This is a genomic window from bacterium, assembly GCA_035703895.1.
GTDB lineage: Bacteria > Sysuimicrobiota > Sysuimicrobiia > Sysuimicrobiales > Segetimicrobiaceae > Segetimicrobium.
The window spans coordinates 19,721-34,195 of record DASSXJ010000277.1; the positions used below are offsets into that span (position 1 = coordinate 19,721).

Sequence of the window (14,475 nt, forward strand, 5' to 3'; positions counted from 1 at the left end):
CAGGCGGACCCGGTCCTATGGCGGACCGGACTTCGGCACGAGGAGCTTCGGCAGCCGGGTTGCGAGCGCCGCGCGCTGGGGTTCGAGCCAAGGCGGCAGCTTGAGGTGCGTGCCCAAGGCGGCAAAGGACTCGTCAACGGTGAAACCCGGAGTATCAGTCGCGATTTCAAACAGGACACCGCCGGGCTCTCGGAAGTAGATCGACCTGAAATACTGGCGATCCCTCACCGGTGTGACGCTCAAGCCCGCCTCAATAATCATCTCCCGCCACCGCTGCTGAGCCTCCTCATCTGACGCTCGCCACGCGATGTGGTGAACCGTGCCCACCGATACGTGGCCTGGCGATGCGTCCGGAGCGGTCACCACGTCGACCCGTGTGGCTAGATGTCCATCCCCCACCGCGTATCGCCGCCGGTGCCCGACTGCCTTTGCGAGGTGGAAGCCCAGCACCCCAGTCAGCAGCGCATCGGTGTCATGGTACGCATGCTCGAGCAACGCGACGCTGTGGAACCCTCGGATCGCCTGCGACACAGGCACGGGCGCAGCCGTCCACGGATGCCCCAGATCCGTCCTGGAATCTGCGACGAGTTCGAGTTGCAGCCCGTCGGGGTCCGAAAACTCAAGGATCGATTCATCGAACAGGGACTCCAGTCGCTCGACCGGGATCTCACGGCTCCTGAGGCGATCCTCCCAAAATCCGAGCGACTCAGGAGGGACAGAAAACGAGACGACAGTCGCCTGCCCCACGCCGTGGCGTCCTCGGGGGGCCCCCGGCCAAGGGAAGAACGTCAGAACAGTGCCGGGACGCCCGAGTTCATCCCCAAAGTACAAGTGATACGTCCCGGGATCGTCGTAGTTGACCGTTTGTTTCACAAGGCGCAGACCCAGGATCCCCGCATAGAACTCGACGTTGTGCTGGGGGTCGCCGGCAATCGCCGTAATGTGATGAATACCAAGAAGCCCCTCGACATCCAATTGGTTACCGCCCGCCGCTGATTTGAAGGACCCGCGCTCCGCGCATGTCCATCCAATATTGCCCTTTCACATGCGCAAGCCGAATGAGGGCGGTGTCACAAGAAGGGCAGCGCACCACCGTGCCCATCCCGTGAATGTACGCGGCGAGCGCGCCGATCGGACCGGTCGCCCCACACCCCGCACAGGTCGCCTGGGTGGCGGTCATGTCGAAGGGGAAGACCTCGTGCAGGATCCCCCCTGCCGCATTGCCGTCCAGTCGGTTTTCCATCAAACGCCTCCTGTCGGGCCGAATCGTTCAGTCTTGACGGAAGACACAGCGTATCCCAGTGCCACCACGCCCGTCGCCGCTGTCTCGACGAACAGGGTGGGGCCGCAAATGTACGCGAGGGGATGGTCCTCGGCAGGCCACGCCACTTCCCGCAGCAGATCGCCGTCGATGCGGCGACCATACCCCGTCCAGCCCGGCGGTTGCTTTCGGGTGAACGTGTAGATCACCTCCAGCGCCCCATCGCGGCGCGTCAAATCATCGAGCTCATCGCGGTAGATCACCTCCTCTTGCGAGCGCGACGAGTAGAGCAATCGAGTCGGCACCGTGCTGCTGACCGCCCGGCGGTGCCGGATCATGGCCATCAACGGCACAATGCCCGATCCCCCACCGACGAGGAGGAGCGGCCCGCCCACGGGCGCCTCCCAGACGAAGTACCCGCCGATGGGCCCCCGCAGCTCCAGGTGGTCACCAACCTGTACCTCGTCAACCAGATACGGCGACACCTCCCCGTCGTCAAGCCGTTCGACGGTAATCGTCACCTTCCGCTGTTCCTCGGGCGGTGAGGCAATGGAGTAACTCCGCTCTGCTTGGTAGCCGTCTTCTGCCGTGAGCCGCACATCCACGTGCTGGCCCGGCCGGTGCCCGGGCCATTCCGGCAGCGCCAGCGTCACGCTTCTCGCCCGCGCGGTCTCCGTCCGTGTCTCCACGACCTCGCCGAGCTGCCAGGTCAGTCGCCGGCGTATCGTTGTTCCTTCCACGGATCACCAAGGTTGTGATAGCCGAGTGTTTCCCAGAAGCCCGGCTCATCCTCATCGACCAGGCGCAGACCCCGCACCCACTTCGCACTCTTCCAGAAGTACAGATGGGGCACCAGCAGCCGCGCCGGCCCACCGTGCTCGGGCGGGATGGGCTCACCTTCGTAGGCATCCACGATCCACGCCTTGCCGTCCGTCACTTCCTCGCGAGGAAGGTTCGTGGTGTAGCCGCCGTCGCAGAAGGCGACGACGTAGTCGGCTTCGGATTTCACCTGCGCCAGCAGCGTGTCAAGGGAGACCCCCTCCCAGTGCGTGTCCAGTTTCGACCACTTGGTGACGCAGTGGATGTCGACGATCACGGACTCATGCGGCAGAGTGCGCAGTTCGTCCCAGGTCCAGCGCTTAGGCTGCTCCACACTGCCGAGAACTGAGAAATCCCATCGGTCGAGCGGCGTGTGCGGAGTCGGACCGGCCGACAGCACGGGAAAGCCCCGCTCCAGATACTGTCCGGGCGGGAGACGTCCCGCGATGGCGCTCTCCTCTCGGCGTCCTCGGAAGCCTCGTGAAATGAAGCTCATGCGGTCACCTCCCACTGCGGGTGCCATTTGAAGGCCTAGTCACGGCTGTACGTCGCGGGCTCGCGGGGCTCCTGGTCTCCCGATCGCGGCTGAGCCCATCTCGTCAAAGGAGCAGGCGCAAATCGCGAAGAAAGCCAAACCCATGGCCACACGTGACGCGGCGGGAATGTCAGGCGTCATCCCGCAGCCGGTGGTCGCACCGCTCACGCGTGCCGCGATCTTTTTGATCGTGACCGTAAACTCGGGCACGGAGAATCAGGCGGCGGTGCGATCGCTCTGCGGAGACCTCGCCGGGCTGCTGCGTGCGGTTGGGTTCCGCGACCAGGACGGACAACTTTCCTGCGTGATCGGGTTTGGATCTGACGCCTGGGAGCCGCTCTTCGGACTTCCGCGGCCTGCCGAGCTTCACCCGTTCCGCGAGATCTTGGCCGGACCGCGCCATGCCGTCTCCACCCCCGGCGACATCCTCTTCCACATCCGCGCCAAGCGGATGGACCTCTGTTTCGAACTGGCCACGCAGCTCATGGCGCGGCTCGGTAACGCAGTGTCCCCTGTGGATGAGGTACACGGCTTCCGCTACTTCGACAATCGCGACCTGATCGGGTTCGTTGACGGGACGGAGAACCCAAAGGAGCAGGCGGCGATCGAGGCCACCATCATCGGCGACGAGGACTCCGCCTTCATCGGGGGCAGTTACGTCGTGGTACAGAAGTATCTCCACGATTTACATGGATGGAATGCGCTGTCGACAGAGGCGCAAGAGCGCATCATCGGCCGTACAAAGCTCTCGGACATCGAACTTGACGACGCCGTGAAACCCACCTCGGCGCACAACGCGTTGACATCGATCGAAGAAGACGGACAAGAGCTCGAAATCCTCCGTGACAACATGCCCTTCGGTGAGGCCGCGAAGGGGGAATTTGGCACCTATTTCATCGGTTATGCCCGTTCGCCTCACAGGATCGAGCAGATGATGGTGAACATGTTCGTCGGCCGGCCGCCCGGCAACTATGACCGGTTGCTGGACTACAGCCGCGCTGTCACCGGTACCCTCTTCTTCGTGCCCTCCGTGACGTTCCTGGAGGGCTTGGCGGCCGGTTAGCCCGCGGCGGCGCCGGTGGTCGCGCCATCGGTCCCCGAGACGGTTGCGGCCAAGTTCCTCCTACATGTGAGATCCGGTGAGCTTCTGCGCGGATTGTTTCTGCCCAGGCTAGAGAAGGGCGATACAGCGAAATAGAGGGGACCAGCCACTCATTCATACTATGGCATATCGGGGGAGAAACGAAAACCGAATACGTGTATACCGAATCCCTGTTCCCTGAGCCAGCGACAACCCTCGGAACGAGCCCCTACACCTCAGATCTCACGAGCGATCGCAAGTTCCACCGGCCACCCGATCTCCTGCAGCGCGTTTGCCAACCGCTCGGCCTGCGCGCGCGTGTGATACGGCCGGGTCACAACCCTGAAGTCCTCTCCAATCCGCGCAACATACACGATGTACCCTCTGCTTCGAATGAGGTGCATCATGCTGTCGGCGGTGGCACGGTTAACGAACTCTCCGAAACTCACCGCGTATCTCGCGAGCGTGGCCCGGGGTGGCTCGGTGCCTGTGGCGCTGGGCGCCCCGCGAGGCAGCTCAAGCGCCCGCGTGGCAGGAGGGACTTGCACGTTCCCTGAGGATCCGGGCTCGGCGGGCACAGGAGGGGCAGGATGCTTCGCGAATGTGGCCGTCGCCCGCTGGCTCGACGCAGGCGGATTTGGGATCTTCTCGGGGACCCGCCCGGTCCGCAGCGGAGTCATCAAGAAGACTGCCGCAATTGCCGCAGCCGAGGCGAGGGCGCCCCAGGCGACCATACCTCTCCGTACCGGCCGCTGCTCCACCTCGTGCGGCGTCTGGGCCGCGGCATCCAGCATCCGCATATACTGGCGCAGCCTGCGCAAGGTGTGTAATGGACGGATGCCGGTGTGGAGGCCAGCCAGCTCCTCGTTGAGTTCCCGTTCGATATGGCGCCAGGCATGACGCCACGCATACGCCTCTATGAGGGACGGGTCCGTGGGGCCATGCAGTGGAATCCCCTGTGGATCAAACAGATACAAGCGCCCTTCGACGTCTCTCACCCGGTAGCCGTCAGGCAGAGACGGCTCCATCAGCAGTGCAACGGCCTCTAGTTGGTGATTCATACACATACGTAATGCCCACAATTCACCTTTCGTAGTCAGGTACGATGGCGAAGGTGAGCGGATCGTTCCCAGTCACACGCCAACACGGTCCTGCCAGGCAAAGGCGCAGCATCAAATCCAAACGTCATTCTTCGCAGTCCGACCACCGCCCGCGTGCCCTGTATTGAGCACCCCGCGCGGTTCAATCAGCAGTACTTTGACCTCGTGTTCTGCGTAAGGCTTGTGCTCAACCCCTTTTGGAACGACGAACATCTCTCCAGCCGAGACATGGACAGCGCCATCGCGAAAATCGATCCGCAGATCGCCTTCGACCACGATGAACGTTTCGTCCGTATCTTGATGGTCATGCCAAATAAAATCGCCCTGCAGCTTCACGACCTTGAATTGATAATCGTTCATTTCTGCAATGACCTTCGGTTGCCATGGCTCGTCGAATAATCCGAACTTTTGCGCGAAGTTGACCGATTTGTAGCTCATGGTACCCTCTCCTCTCCGTTGTTCTTGAGCGGGCCAACACGCCTCTGGCCGGATCGGGCTTGGGGGTCGATATCGTCGTCAGGAATAGGATTCGAGCAGACTCCTGAGCCGCCCCCCCTGAATGTCATGCCGCCCGGCAGTCATTGCCGGGAGCGGCTTCTCCGGCCAGGCGGGGAGTGGACGTGACCGAATCGAAGATTGTATCGTTCACGGAGGGTGACGGCCTGTCCCCTTTTCAGGGAGGTATCGGATGGTTGATAGAGGTTCCGCGCTGAGCGGCATCCGGGTCATCGATCTCACGCAGTTCGAGGCCGGCACCTCGTGCACCGAGACGCTGGCGTGGTTGGGAGCGGACGTGATCAAGGTGGAACCGCCTGGTCACGGTGAACAGGGCCGGCGTGCATCGACCGACGTCCCCGGCCTCGACTCCTATTATTTCCTGCTCCTCAACGCCAACAAGCGCTCGGTCACTCTCAACCTCAAACACCCAGAGGGGCGCCGCATGCTCGGGCGCTTGATTGAAAGGGCCGACGTGTTCGTAGAAAACTTCGCCCCCGGCATCATCGAGCGTCTCGGGTTTGGCTACGACGAACTCCGCCGGATCAACCCGCGAGTCGTCTACGCACAAGTCAAAGGCTTCGCGCCCGACGGTCCCTTCGGGACATTCCCCGCGTTTGACATGATTGCTCAGGCGGCAGGTGGCGCCATGAGCCTCACCGGTGACCCGGAGGGCGTGCCTATCAAGCCGGGGCCGACGATCGGTGACACTGGAGCCGGCCTCCATTTGGCGATCGGAATCCTGGCCGCCCTCTTCCAGCGGGAACGGTCGGGATTCGGCCAGCGCGTGGAAGTCGCCATGCAGGAAGCGGTGCTTAACTATTGCCGGATCTCCTTTGCCCGCCAGCTGCTCACCGGCAGTCCGGCCGAGCGGTGGGGGAACCAAAGCCAGCTGGGGATGACGGCCCCGAGCGGCATCTACCCTTGCCGGCCGGGCGGTGCCAACGACTACGTGTTCATCTACACCAGCAGGGCCGGCAACCACCAATGGGAGCGCCTGCTGGGGGTGATCGGACACCTCGATCTGAAGGACGACCCTCGCTTCGGGAACCCGGTAGTGCGGGCTGCCAACGCGGCGGCGATCGACCCGCTGATCTCGGCGTGGACCCGGCAGTACACAAAACGAGAGGCGATGGAGCGCCTGGGTCGGGCGGGGGTGCCCGCGGGGGCGATTTTCGACACCCTTGAGTTAACCGAGGACGAGCATCTCAATCGGAGGGGAGCGATCGTCAGCGTTGATCACCCCACGCGGGGCACGATCAAGATGCCGGGCTGGCCGGTGAAGATGGACCGCTCTTACGTACGGGTCGAGGCGGCCCCCCTGCTCGGCCAGCACAATCGCGAGGTGTACGAGGAACTCCTCGGGCTGGACGGAGTTGCGATGGCTCGACTGGGTGAGGAGGGCGTGATCTGAAGGAGGCTTCGATGACAGGAAACGAGATCTTGGCGCGCTGCCTCAAAGACCTAGGGGTGGAGGCGATCTTCTTCCTGATGGGCGGCCCAATGATCGACTGCGAGAACGCCTGTCTGGGAGAGGGTATCCGAATGATCGACGCCCGCCACGAGCAGGCGGCCGCTATGATGGCCAACGCCTACAGCCGCCTCCGCCGGCGACCAGCGGTTTGCATGGCCTGCAGTGGTCCCGGTACGACCAACCTGGTCACCGGTATCGCCAACGCGTTTGTGGACTCGGCTCCTGTGATTGCGATTGGTGGATCGAGTCCAGTCTCCCATATGGGCATGGGGGCTTTCCAGGAGACCGATCAGGTGGCGATCTTCCGGCCGATCACGCGCTGGGCAGATCGCTGTTTCGACCCCAGACGCATCCCGGAGTTGGTGCGAATGGCCTTTAGCCACGCGTTCGGCTCTCGGCCGGGGCCGGTCTTCCTCGACATGCCGGGAGACATCCTCTACCGAGAGGTTCCAGAGGATCAAGTGCGCTGGGCACCGGCCGCCGTTGGTCGCCAGCGGCCGCCGGGGGATCCTCAAATGGTTGAGCGCGCCCTCGAACTCATCGCCGCCTCCGAGCGCCCGATCTTGATCAGCGGAAGTGGAGTGCTTTGGGCAGAGGCGGAGGTAGAACTGCGGACCCTGGTCGAACGGGGGAAGATCCCATTCTTCACCACCCCTCAGGGACGGGGGGTGATCCCGGAAGACCACCCCCTATGCTTCTTGGGTGCCCGCGGCGCCGGCTGGCGGGAGGCGGACCTTATCGTGCAGGTGGGGACCCGCCAGAACTACGTCATCGGCTACGCTCGGCCACCCCGCTGGAGTTCGGACGCGAAGCTGATCCAGATCGACATCGATCCTGCCGAGATCGGACGCAACCGGCGCGCGGATGCCGGCATCGTGGGCGACGCCAAAGCCGTGCTCGCTCAACTACTTGCCGCCGGTGACGGCGCGCTTCACTCCGAGCGGCGGACGCGCTGGAACTCCTACCTGGCCGGTCTGAACGAAGTGAGGCGGGCCGAGCAGGAAAAGCGAATGTCCGCCGACGGCCGGCCCATTCATCCCCTCCGCCTCTGCAAGGAGGTCCGCGACTTCCTGCCCCCCGACGCGATCCTCTGTGTCGACGGGCAGGAGATCCTCAATTACGCCCGCAGCGCGATTCTCTTCCTTGCGCCGCACAGTCTCAACTCCGGCCCCTACGGCTGCATGGGCGTGGGGCTGCCGTTTGGACTGGGGGCAAAGGTCGCCATGCCGGACAAACTCGTGGTTGTCCTTCATGGCGACGGCTCCTTCGGCCTAAACGCTATGGAGATGGACACCGCCGTCCGGCACCGTCTGCCCGTGATCTGTGTGATCTCGAACAATGGGGGGTGGACGGCCACCGACCGATTCAAAGTCGGCCGCGAGCTCGGCTTCACCCGTTACGACCTGATGTTCGCGCCCATTGGCTGCCACACCGAGCATGTGGAGGACGCCGCTCTCATCCGGCCGGCCTTGGAGCGGGCGGCAGCCAGCGATAAGCCCGCGGTGGTCAATGTCGTCACGGACCCCACCGCCCGGGCCCAGACCGTTCGCTTCGCCGACTACTCAACCTGAGTGGGGATGATCAGAGGGTGCTCCTGCCACTCGAGACCCAGTGCGAGACCGGTTACCCCCCGAAAAGCTGGGCGATAAGCCTGTTGGCAGCCTTACCCGCGTGTTGACTTTCAGCGGCTGGAATGTTCGTGGACGGTGTAGGAGACTGTCCGGCACGCTTCTCCTCATAGAGCCCATCTAGGCGAATGGTCAGCTGTTGAATTTGCTGTCTGACTAAGGTGAGATTATTATCCCTCATCAGTCCCTGGGTGCGCCGCAACGTCTGGATTTCCAACGTCGTCCGTATGATGTCTTGCTGCACTTGCTCGATCGTGCGGATCATATTATGCTCCCTCATTGTTTGTGTATACGCCTTCACAAGCGATCGACAACCGCGCAGCGTTCATAACCCCTTGTTGCCCTGGGGCCAAACGTGCCGGACTGGTTTTCGTCACTTTTCATTCCTTCGATACAATAAACCATCCGTTCGGCTAAACGAGATGGTTGAATGGTCAGGCCCCACGCCGCATGAACGGCAGGGACATTCGTGCTCCTTTCAGGAACCGCCCGTCGCCCTCAGCAGGGTCTCCTGAACCAGGAGCTCGTGGTCCAACGTCCGATCCGGGGGTCGCAGGCCCTCCACAGCGCCGAGGAACGAGTCGAGCTCGAGTGCGTACAGCGTCTGGCGGGACTGCGCCGGCACTGGGACCCGCTGCTCACCTGACGGATACTCGCCTTGGGCCTCGATCAGACACAGTCGGATCGGGCCGGCAGGTTCAAATGGTTCCATGATGGCACTTCCCCGGGTCCCGTAGACCTCGAACCGGCGGGCGGTGGGCGGCGGCTCCATCGCCGAGATGTCCACTACGGCCAAAGCGCGCGGGTAGGAGAAGATTCCCAAGGTGTTGTCGGGGAAGCCGGGCAGGGCAACGCCGTTGCTACGCAAGAACGCCCGGACCTCCTGTGGGCGTCCGAGCATCCACACGATCTGATCCAGCATGTGTCCCGCAAGATCGAAGAAGATACCTCCAGCATGGCGGGCGATCACCCGTTGCGCAGCCTCTGGAATCCACGTCGACATGTGCGCCCGTACGGCGAAGACCTCGCCGAGCAGGCCGGACCGCGCCCAGCCTACGATCCGCTGGAAGCCACCATGGTACCGGAACATATAGCCGACCTGGATGAGCAGACCCCGCGTGCGGGCCAGCGTCACCACTCGCTGCCAGCCCTCCCAGTCATCGCCCGGAGGTTTGTCGTACCAGACGTGCTTCCCGGACCGAACGACCGCCTCCGTCTGCGCGAGGCTCTCGTCGTTTCGGCCTTCGGAGGCGACGGCGATGATTGTCGCATCTTCGAGCACGGGCGCGGGCCCATCGAACCATCGCACGCCCTCATAGGGACTGCCCGGGCCGTCCAGCTCGCCCCGCCGCCCCGCGTCCGGCTCAATGACGCCGACGAGCTCGACCCGGGGATGCCCGCGCATTGCCTGGAGCTTTCCCGCCGCGTGTCCGTGCCGGGTTCCGTACTGCGCCATCCGAATCCGTCCCATGGCGCCTCCATGTGCCGCCTCACGACGACGACGGCAGGTCCCGGTCGTCGTCTCCCCACATGCGCTCGCCCCGCAGCAAGAAGGCGCGGATGTCGTACCGTCCAGGCCGCTCAGGGATCAGGTGTCCCGACTCCACCATCAGGTCGAGGGGATTCACCCGCGTCTTGAGCGGGAGCACGACCTTCTCGTGACACCGGGCCGACTCGTAGATGGCGTGGATCATCTCCAGCGCCTTGTACCCGTTCTCGCCGCGGCCGCGATGGCTCACAACGGCGCCCTCGATCCAATCCGCCAACTCGTCAGCCTGCGCAGCCGCACCCTCCCGCCACTCGAAGCGGCTCCCCTCGTCGGCGAGCCGGTAGAACTTTCCATCGGGCTGCTGCGTCTGCCACACGCCTCCCGTCTCCCGGTTCAGGAGATGGAGATGTTCCGTCGTGAGCGTGATCATGCCGTCCGTGCCGTAGATGTGCGCCCCCTGGAACAGGGCCGGCCCCACATCCGACAGAATCGCGGCCCGCGCACTCCGCTCGAACTCGAAGACCGCGACGGCGCAGTCCTCGATCCGCGTCGTCCGCTCGTAGCGGTCCGTCTTTCGCTCGATGTTCCCCATGACCCACCGGCACTCGTCGTCGGCCAGCAGATAGCGGAACATATCGGTTTGATGAGACGAGTAATTAGGGAGTCCCTGCCCTCCGAAGCTCAGCAACAGCGAGACACGACCGATGGCTCCATTCGCGATCAGCTCGCGCGCGAGCGTGTAGGCCGGAAGGAAGCGCCGCTGGTGGCCGATGACCAGCTTTGTCTGATTGCGGTGGCACGCGATAAGCATTTCATCGGCGCGTGCGATCGTCTCCGCCATCGGCTTCTCGCACAGGATCGCCTTGGGATGCCGCGCCGCGGCGGCGATGGTCCACGTCGCGTGGCCCGTATGCCACGTGCAGACGGACACGACATCGAGCCGCTCGCCATCTAACATGGCGGAGGGATCCTTGTAATGCACCGTGCGGAGGCCGAACTGCTTGTCGATCTCCCCCATGGCCTCCGCATCGAGATCGGCGAGCGCGACGATCTCGTAGCGCCCGCTAGCCAGGTAGCCGTCGACGTGATTCCGCGCCATCTTGCCGCAGCCGATGACGCCCACGCGGAGGCGCGGCGCGGCCGGCGCTTTGCGTCTCTCCCCTGTCCCCCGAGCCCCCGCGGATCGCCGCCTGGGCTCTCGTGACCGCCGTCTCGACTGCGCCCCTGAGCTCATCCTTTGATGGCCCCCATCGTCAAGCCTCCCGCCAGGAACCGTTGGACGACCAGTGAAAGCGCAAGGATCGGCACCGTGATGATCGTGGCGGCCGCCGTCAGCCCGCCCCAGTTGACGTCCTCGAACGAGACGAAGCTGTAGACTGCCATCGGGAGCGTAATCGTGTCTTTGCCGCCGAGGATAAGCACGAAGATGAAGTTGTTCCAGGAGGCAATAAAGCTAAGGATCGTCGCGGCGACGATCCCCGGCAGGCTGAGGGGGAGTACGATCCGTGCAAAGGTGGCCACTCGCGAGCAACCGTCGATCAGCGCCGCGTCCTCGAGATCCCGCGGGATGTCTTCGAAGAACCCCGCCATGATCCAGACGATCATCGGGAGCACTACGATGATGTGGGTGAGGATGATGCCGACATGGGTATTGATCAAGCCGAGTTGGCGGTAGATCACGAAGAGAGGCACCAGGAACGCGATGCCCGGTAAGATCCGCGCGGTCAACACGAAGAATCCGAGCGCCGCCTGGCGGTGGCGCGCCATGCTGTAGGCGGCGGGCAGCCCGCAGACCAGGCCGACGCCGACGGCGGAGACCGCGATGATTGTGCTGTTCAGCATATACGAGAAGAACGAGTTCTTGGTGAACACGTCGATGTAGTTTTGGAGGGTCGGCCTGAACACCCATAGCGGCGGATAGGCTGTCACCTGGACGTTGCTCTTGAAGGACGACAGGATCATCCACCCGAGGGTGAAGAGAAAGAAGAGGAGAAGACTCGACAGGGTGACGTAGAACACTACGCCTTCAATGATCCTCGCCACGCGCCGCCTCGCGCGGGGACTCACCGTCCGCTGCGGCATTCGCCCGCCTCCCGTCTCAGGCCCACGCGCGCTCCCGGGCCTTGATCCACGCTACACTCGCTACCGCCACGATCAGCGTGAAGACCACGATCACCGCGGAGCCGTACCCCAGGTCCAAATACTTGAACGCCTGGCTGTACGCGTAGATGTACAGTGTCTCGGACCCGAAGCCGGGCCCACCCGCCGTCATCACCCAGATGAGGTCGAACACCTTGAGCGCGTCGATGGTGCGGAACATCAGAACAATGACCAGGACCGGCCGCAGAAGCGGGAGCGTGATCCGTGTGAAAATCTGCCAGCGCGACGCCCCGTCGATCATGGCCGACTCGAACGGTTCCAGCGGGAGCGACCGCAGGCCCGCCAGAAGGATGAGCATCGCGAACGGCGCGAAGTGCCAGACGTCGACCATCACGATGGTAGGAATTGCCAGTCGGGCGTCGGCGACCCAAAGACTCGGGGGCAGGCCGACGAACCGGAGGAAGTAGTTGAGCACGCCCAGGGTCGGGTTGAACATCATCATCCACACGAGGGAAGTCGCTACGGGCGTCGCGACCATCGGCAGCAGGAATGCCGTGCGCGCCCACCGGACACCGCGGAAGTCGCGGTTCAGGATGAGGGCCATCACCATGCCGAGGACGATCGATCCGGTAACTGAGAGCACAGTGAAATAGACGGTGCGCCCGAACGCGTCCCAGAAGCGACTGCTCGCGAACACGCCGACATAGTGCGCCAATCCGATGTTCGCATAGTGCTTGAGCGTCAGATCGTACCGCCGCGTACTCAGGAGAAGGGTGTAGACGAGCGGGTAGACGATGAGGCCGAGAACGAGCAGTAACGTGGGCAGTGGAAACAACACGTGCAGGTGCCGGTCGACGAAAGCCACCGCCCGGGCGCGGCGGGACGACGGATACCCCCGTGCCGGACCGACCCAGGGGCCGGCGGCCGGAGCTGAGTCGCGGGACGTCAAGACTTCTTAGCGCGCTCCTCCTTCAGCAGCTCGACGCACTCGTTGTAGGCGACGTTGAGGGCGGCCTTGACGTTGCCCCCCTGAATGGCTGTGACGATGACCTGACCGATGTAGTCGCGGGCCTTGGAGACATTGGTAATCGACAGGGGCGCCGCCCCCGGGTAGTTGATCTGGGCCGACGCGCGGCCCGCCTCCAGGAACTCCGGGTCGAGCGCCTTCACGACCTCAGGATCGCCCCAGGCCGACTGGCGGGGCGCCAGGCCTCCTTTGAGCATGTACTGCTTAGACGTCTTCCGATCGCTCATGTACTGCACGAGGTACCAGGCCGGGGCTTTCTGCTTCGTGAGGCCGGAGATCGCGAGCCCGTTCACCCCGGGCGCGTAGGCGGACAGCTTTCGCCAGTCACCCGACCGGGGGCCCTGGGGGGCCACGGCGTAGCCGACCTTGTTCACGATCGCGGATTTCGACGGGTCGGAAAAGATCGTGATGAACGTGATGTCATCGAAGAGCATCGCCGCCCGTCCCTGGCTGAAGATGCTTGTGACCTCGGCCCAATGATTGTTCACTGACCCCGGAGGCCCATACTCACGCAAAATCGATCCCCACCATTCGAAGGCGGCTTGGGCTTCCGGCGTGTTAAAGGCCACATCGCCGCTCTGGCGATTGAACCACTGCCCACCAAAATCGTAGAGGACGGGGGCAAACATCGACGTGGCGGCGGCGCCCTTGCCCCGGAGCACGATCCCGAAGACCTGCTTGTTGGTGCCCTGGTAGATCACCTTGGCGGCATTTCGGACATCCTGCCATGTCTTGGGGCGCTCGAGCTTGAACTGCTGGAAGAGATCCCGCCGGTAATAGAGAATCGGCAAGGCCGAAGCGCGGTCAGGGACGATCGGGATCTGTCCCTCGACCGTGGCCGCCTCGCGCAGGTTGGGAAGGAAGTCGTTCCAGGCGAACTCCGGGTTGGTTACCTCGGCGTTTCCGATCATTGGTCGTAGATCGGTATACCAGCCCGAGGTGAAGAACTGCCGGCCCTCTTGGCCGTAGTAGCTCAAATAGACATCGAGGTCGGTCGTGCCGGCCAGGTGCTCCACCTTCACCTTCTGGCGCCACAAATCCTCGGGCAGCATCTCCCACTGCACCTTGATCCCGGTCAGCTGTTCGAATTCGGACAGCCGAGCCTCCTGGATCTCCGACAGCGGGAATTTGAGGGTGAGCACGCGCAGCTTGGCTCCAGCGTGCTTTCTCCAGTCGAACGCGGCCCCAGCCGCGGAGACCGGAGAGCCGGCCCGGTTCAAGGCGGCCAGTGCCGAACCGCCGGCGAGGGCGACGGTACCAAGGAATCGGCGCCGGGAGAGATGGATCGCCATGGCTCGTCCTCCTCTGGTCTCGGCAATCGGTACCGCCCACACTCGGCCCGGGAGATCTGCGCCGTGCCGGCAGCGTGAGAGCGGATCGAGTATAGTCCAAGGCGCCACACGCGTCAACCGGAGTTCGCACTTTCCGAGCAACAAGATCCCGCTCTCGCGCCGCCCGATGCGTCC

15 protein-coding genes are annotated in these 14,475 nt (G+C 63.7%); 3 read left to right on the forward strand and 12 right to left on the reverse strand.

Going from position 1 to position 14,475, the window contains the following annotated elements; genetic code table 11:
- Positions 1–15: 15 nt before the first annotated feature.
- From VFP86_18430 to VFP86_18445, 4 genes are read right to left on the reverse strand one after another with little or no spacing between them, the layout of a single operon-like run.
- On the reverse strand, positions 16–975 hold the full coding sequence (locus VFP86_18430; GenBank protein HET9001624.1) for a ring-cleaving dioxygenase: 960 nt from the start codon (positions 973–975) through the stop codon (positions 16–18).
- A gap of 4 nt (positions 976–979) precedes the next feature.
- Positions 980–1,243: a DUF6510 family protein gene (locus VFP86_18435; GenBank protein ID HET9001625.1), complete on the reverse strand. Its 264-nt coding sequence runs from the start codon at positions 1,241–1,243 to the stop codon at positions 980–982.
- Positions 1,243–1,950 carry a ferredoxin reductase gene (locus tag VFP86_18440; GenBank protein HET9001626.1) on the reverse strand — a complete coding sequence of 236 codons (708 nt, stop codon included), beginning with the start codon at positions 1,948–1,950 and terminating at the stop codon, positions 1,243–1,245. The genes VFP86_18435 and VFP86_18440 overlap by 1 nt, the downstream gene beginning before the upstream one ends.
- A gap of 20 nt (positions 1,951–1,970) precedes the next feature.
- Positions 1,971–2,576 carry a sulfite oxidase-like oxidoreductase gene (locus VFP86_18445; GenBank protein HET9001627.1) on the reverse strand — a complete coding sequence of 202 codons (606 nt, stop codon included), beginning with the start codon at positions 2,574–2,576 and terminating at the stop codon, positions 1,971–1,973.
- Positions 2,577–2,718: 142 nt separating this feature from the next.
- On the opposite strand from VFP86_18445, the gene VFP86_18450 reads away from it, so the two are divergent.
- Positions 2,719–3,678 (forward strand): Dyp-type peroxidase, encoded by a 960-nt coding sequence (locus VFP86_18450; GenBank protein HET9001628.1) that lies wholly within the window; start codon positions 2,719–2,721, stop codon positions 3,676–3,678.
- Positions 3,679–3,932: 254 nt separating this feature from the next.
- On the opposite strand, the gene VFP86_18455 is transcribed toward VFP86_18450, so the two are convergent.
- Together VFP86_18455 and VFP86_18460 are read right to left on the reverse strand one after the other, a co-directional pair.
- Positions 3,933–4,724: an SPOR domain-containing protein gene (locus VFP86_18455; GenBank protein ID HET9001629.1), complete on the reverse strand. Its 792-nt coding sequence runs from the start codon at positions 4,722–4,724 to the stop codon at positions 3,933–3,935.
- A gap of 144 nt (positions 4,725–4,868) precedes the next feature.
- The gene (locus VFP86_18460) at positions 4,869–5,234 is read right to left on the reverse strand and encodes a cupin domain-containing protein (protein HET9001630.1); all 366 of its coding nucleotides are present in this window, start codon (positions 5,232–5,234) and stop codon (positions 4,869–4,871) included.
- A gap of 250 nt (positions 5,235–5,484) precedes the next feature.
- On the opposite strand from VFP86_18460, the gene VFP86_18465 reads away from it, so the two are divergent.
- Together VFP86_18465 and VFP86_18470 are read left to right on the forward strand one after the other, a co-directional pair.
- Positions 5,485–6,705, forward strand: coding sequence for a CoA transferase (locus VFP86_18465; GenBank protein HET9001631.1), 1,221 nt, complete (start codon positions 5,485–5,487; stop codon positions 6,703–6,705).
- Between the two features lie 11 nt (positions 6,706–6,716).
- On the forward strand, positions 6,717–8,336 hold the full coding sequence (locus VFP86_18470; GenBank protein HET9001632.1) for a thiamine pyrophosphate-binding protein: 1,620 nt from the start codon (positions 6,717–6,719) through the stop codon (positions 8,334–8,336).
- 52 nt (positions 8,337–8,388) lie between these two features.
- Here the strand turns inward: VFP86_18470 and VFP86_18475 are convergent, their stop codons facing one another.
- From VFP86_18475 to VFP86_18500, 6 genes are all read right to left on the reverse strand, one after another.
- Positions 8,389–8,658, reverse strand: a complete 270-nt coding sequence (locus VFP86_18475; protein HET9001633.1) for a hypothetical protein — start codon at positions 8,656–8,658, stop codon at positions 8,389–8,391.
- A 213-nt stretch (positions 8,659–8,871) separates the two neighbouring features.
- Positions 8,872–9,864, reverse strand: coding sequence for a Gfo/Idh/MocA family oxidoreductase (locus VFP86_18480; GenBank protein HET9001634.1), 993 nt, complete (start codon positions 9,862–9,864; stop codon positions 8,872–8,874).
- Between the two features lie 19 nt (positions 9,865–9,883).
- A complete protein-coding gene (locus VFP86_18485) occupies positions 9,884–11,116 on the reverse strand; it encodes a Gfo/Idh/MocA family oxidoreductase (GenBank protein ID HET9001635.1) in 1,233 nt (410 codons plus the stop codon).
- A complete protein-coding gene (locus VFP86_18490; protein ID HET9001636.1) occupies positions 11,113–11,964 on the reverse strand; it encodes a carbohydrate ABC transporter permease in 852 nt (283 codons plus the stop codon). The genes VFP86_18485 and VFP86_18490 overlap by 4 nt, the downstream gene beginning before the upstream one ends.
- A gap of 16 nt (positions 11,965–11,980) precedes the next feature.
- The gene (locus VFP86_18495) at positions 11,981–12,931 is read right to left on the reverse strand and encodes a sugar ABC transporter permease (GenBank protein HET9001637.1); all 951 of its coding nucleotides are present in this window, start codon (positions 12,929–12,931) and stop codon (positions 11,981–11,983) included.
- Positions 12,928–14,301, reverse strand: a complete 1,374-nt coding sequence (locus tag VFP86_18500; protein ID HET9001638.1) for an extracellular solute-binding protein — start codon at positions 14,299–14,301, stop codon at positions 12,928–12,930. The genes VFP86_18495 and VFP86_18500 overlap by 4 nt, the downstream gene beginning before the upstream one ends.
- Positions 14,302–14,475 lie beyond the last annotated feature (174 nt).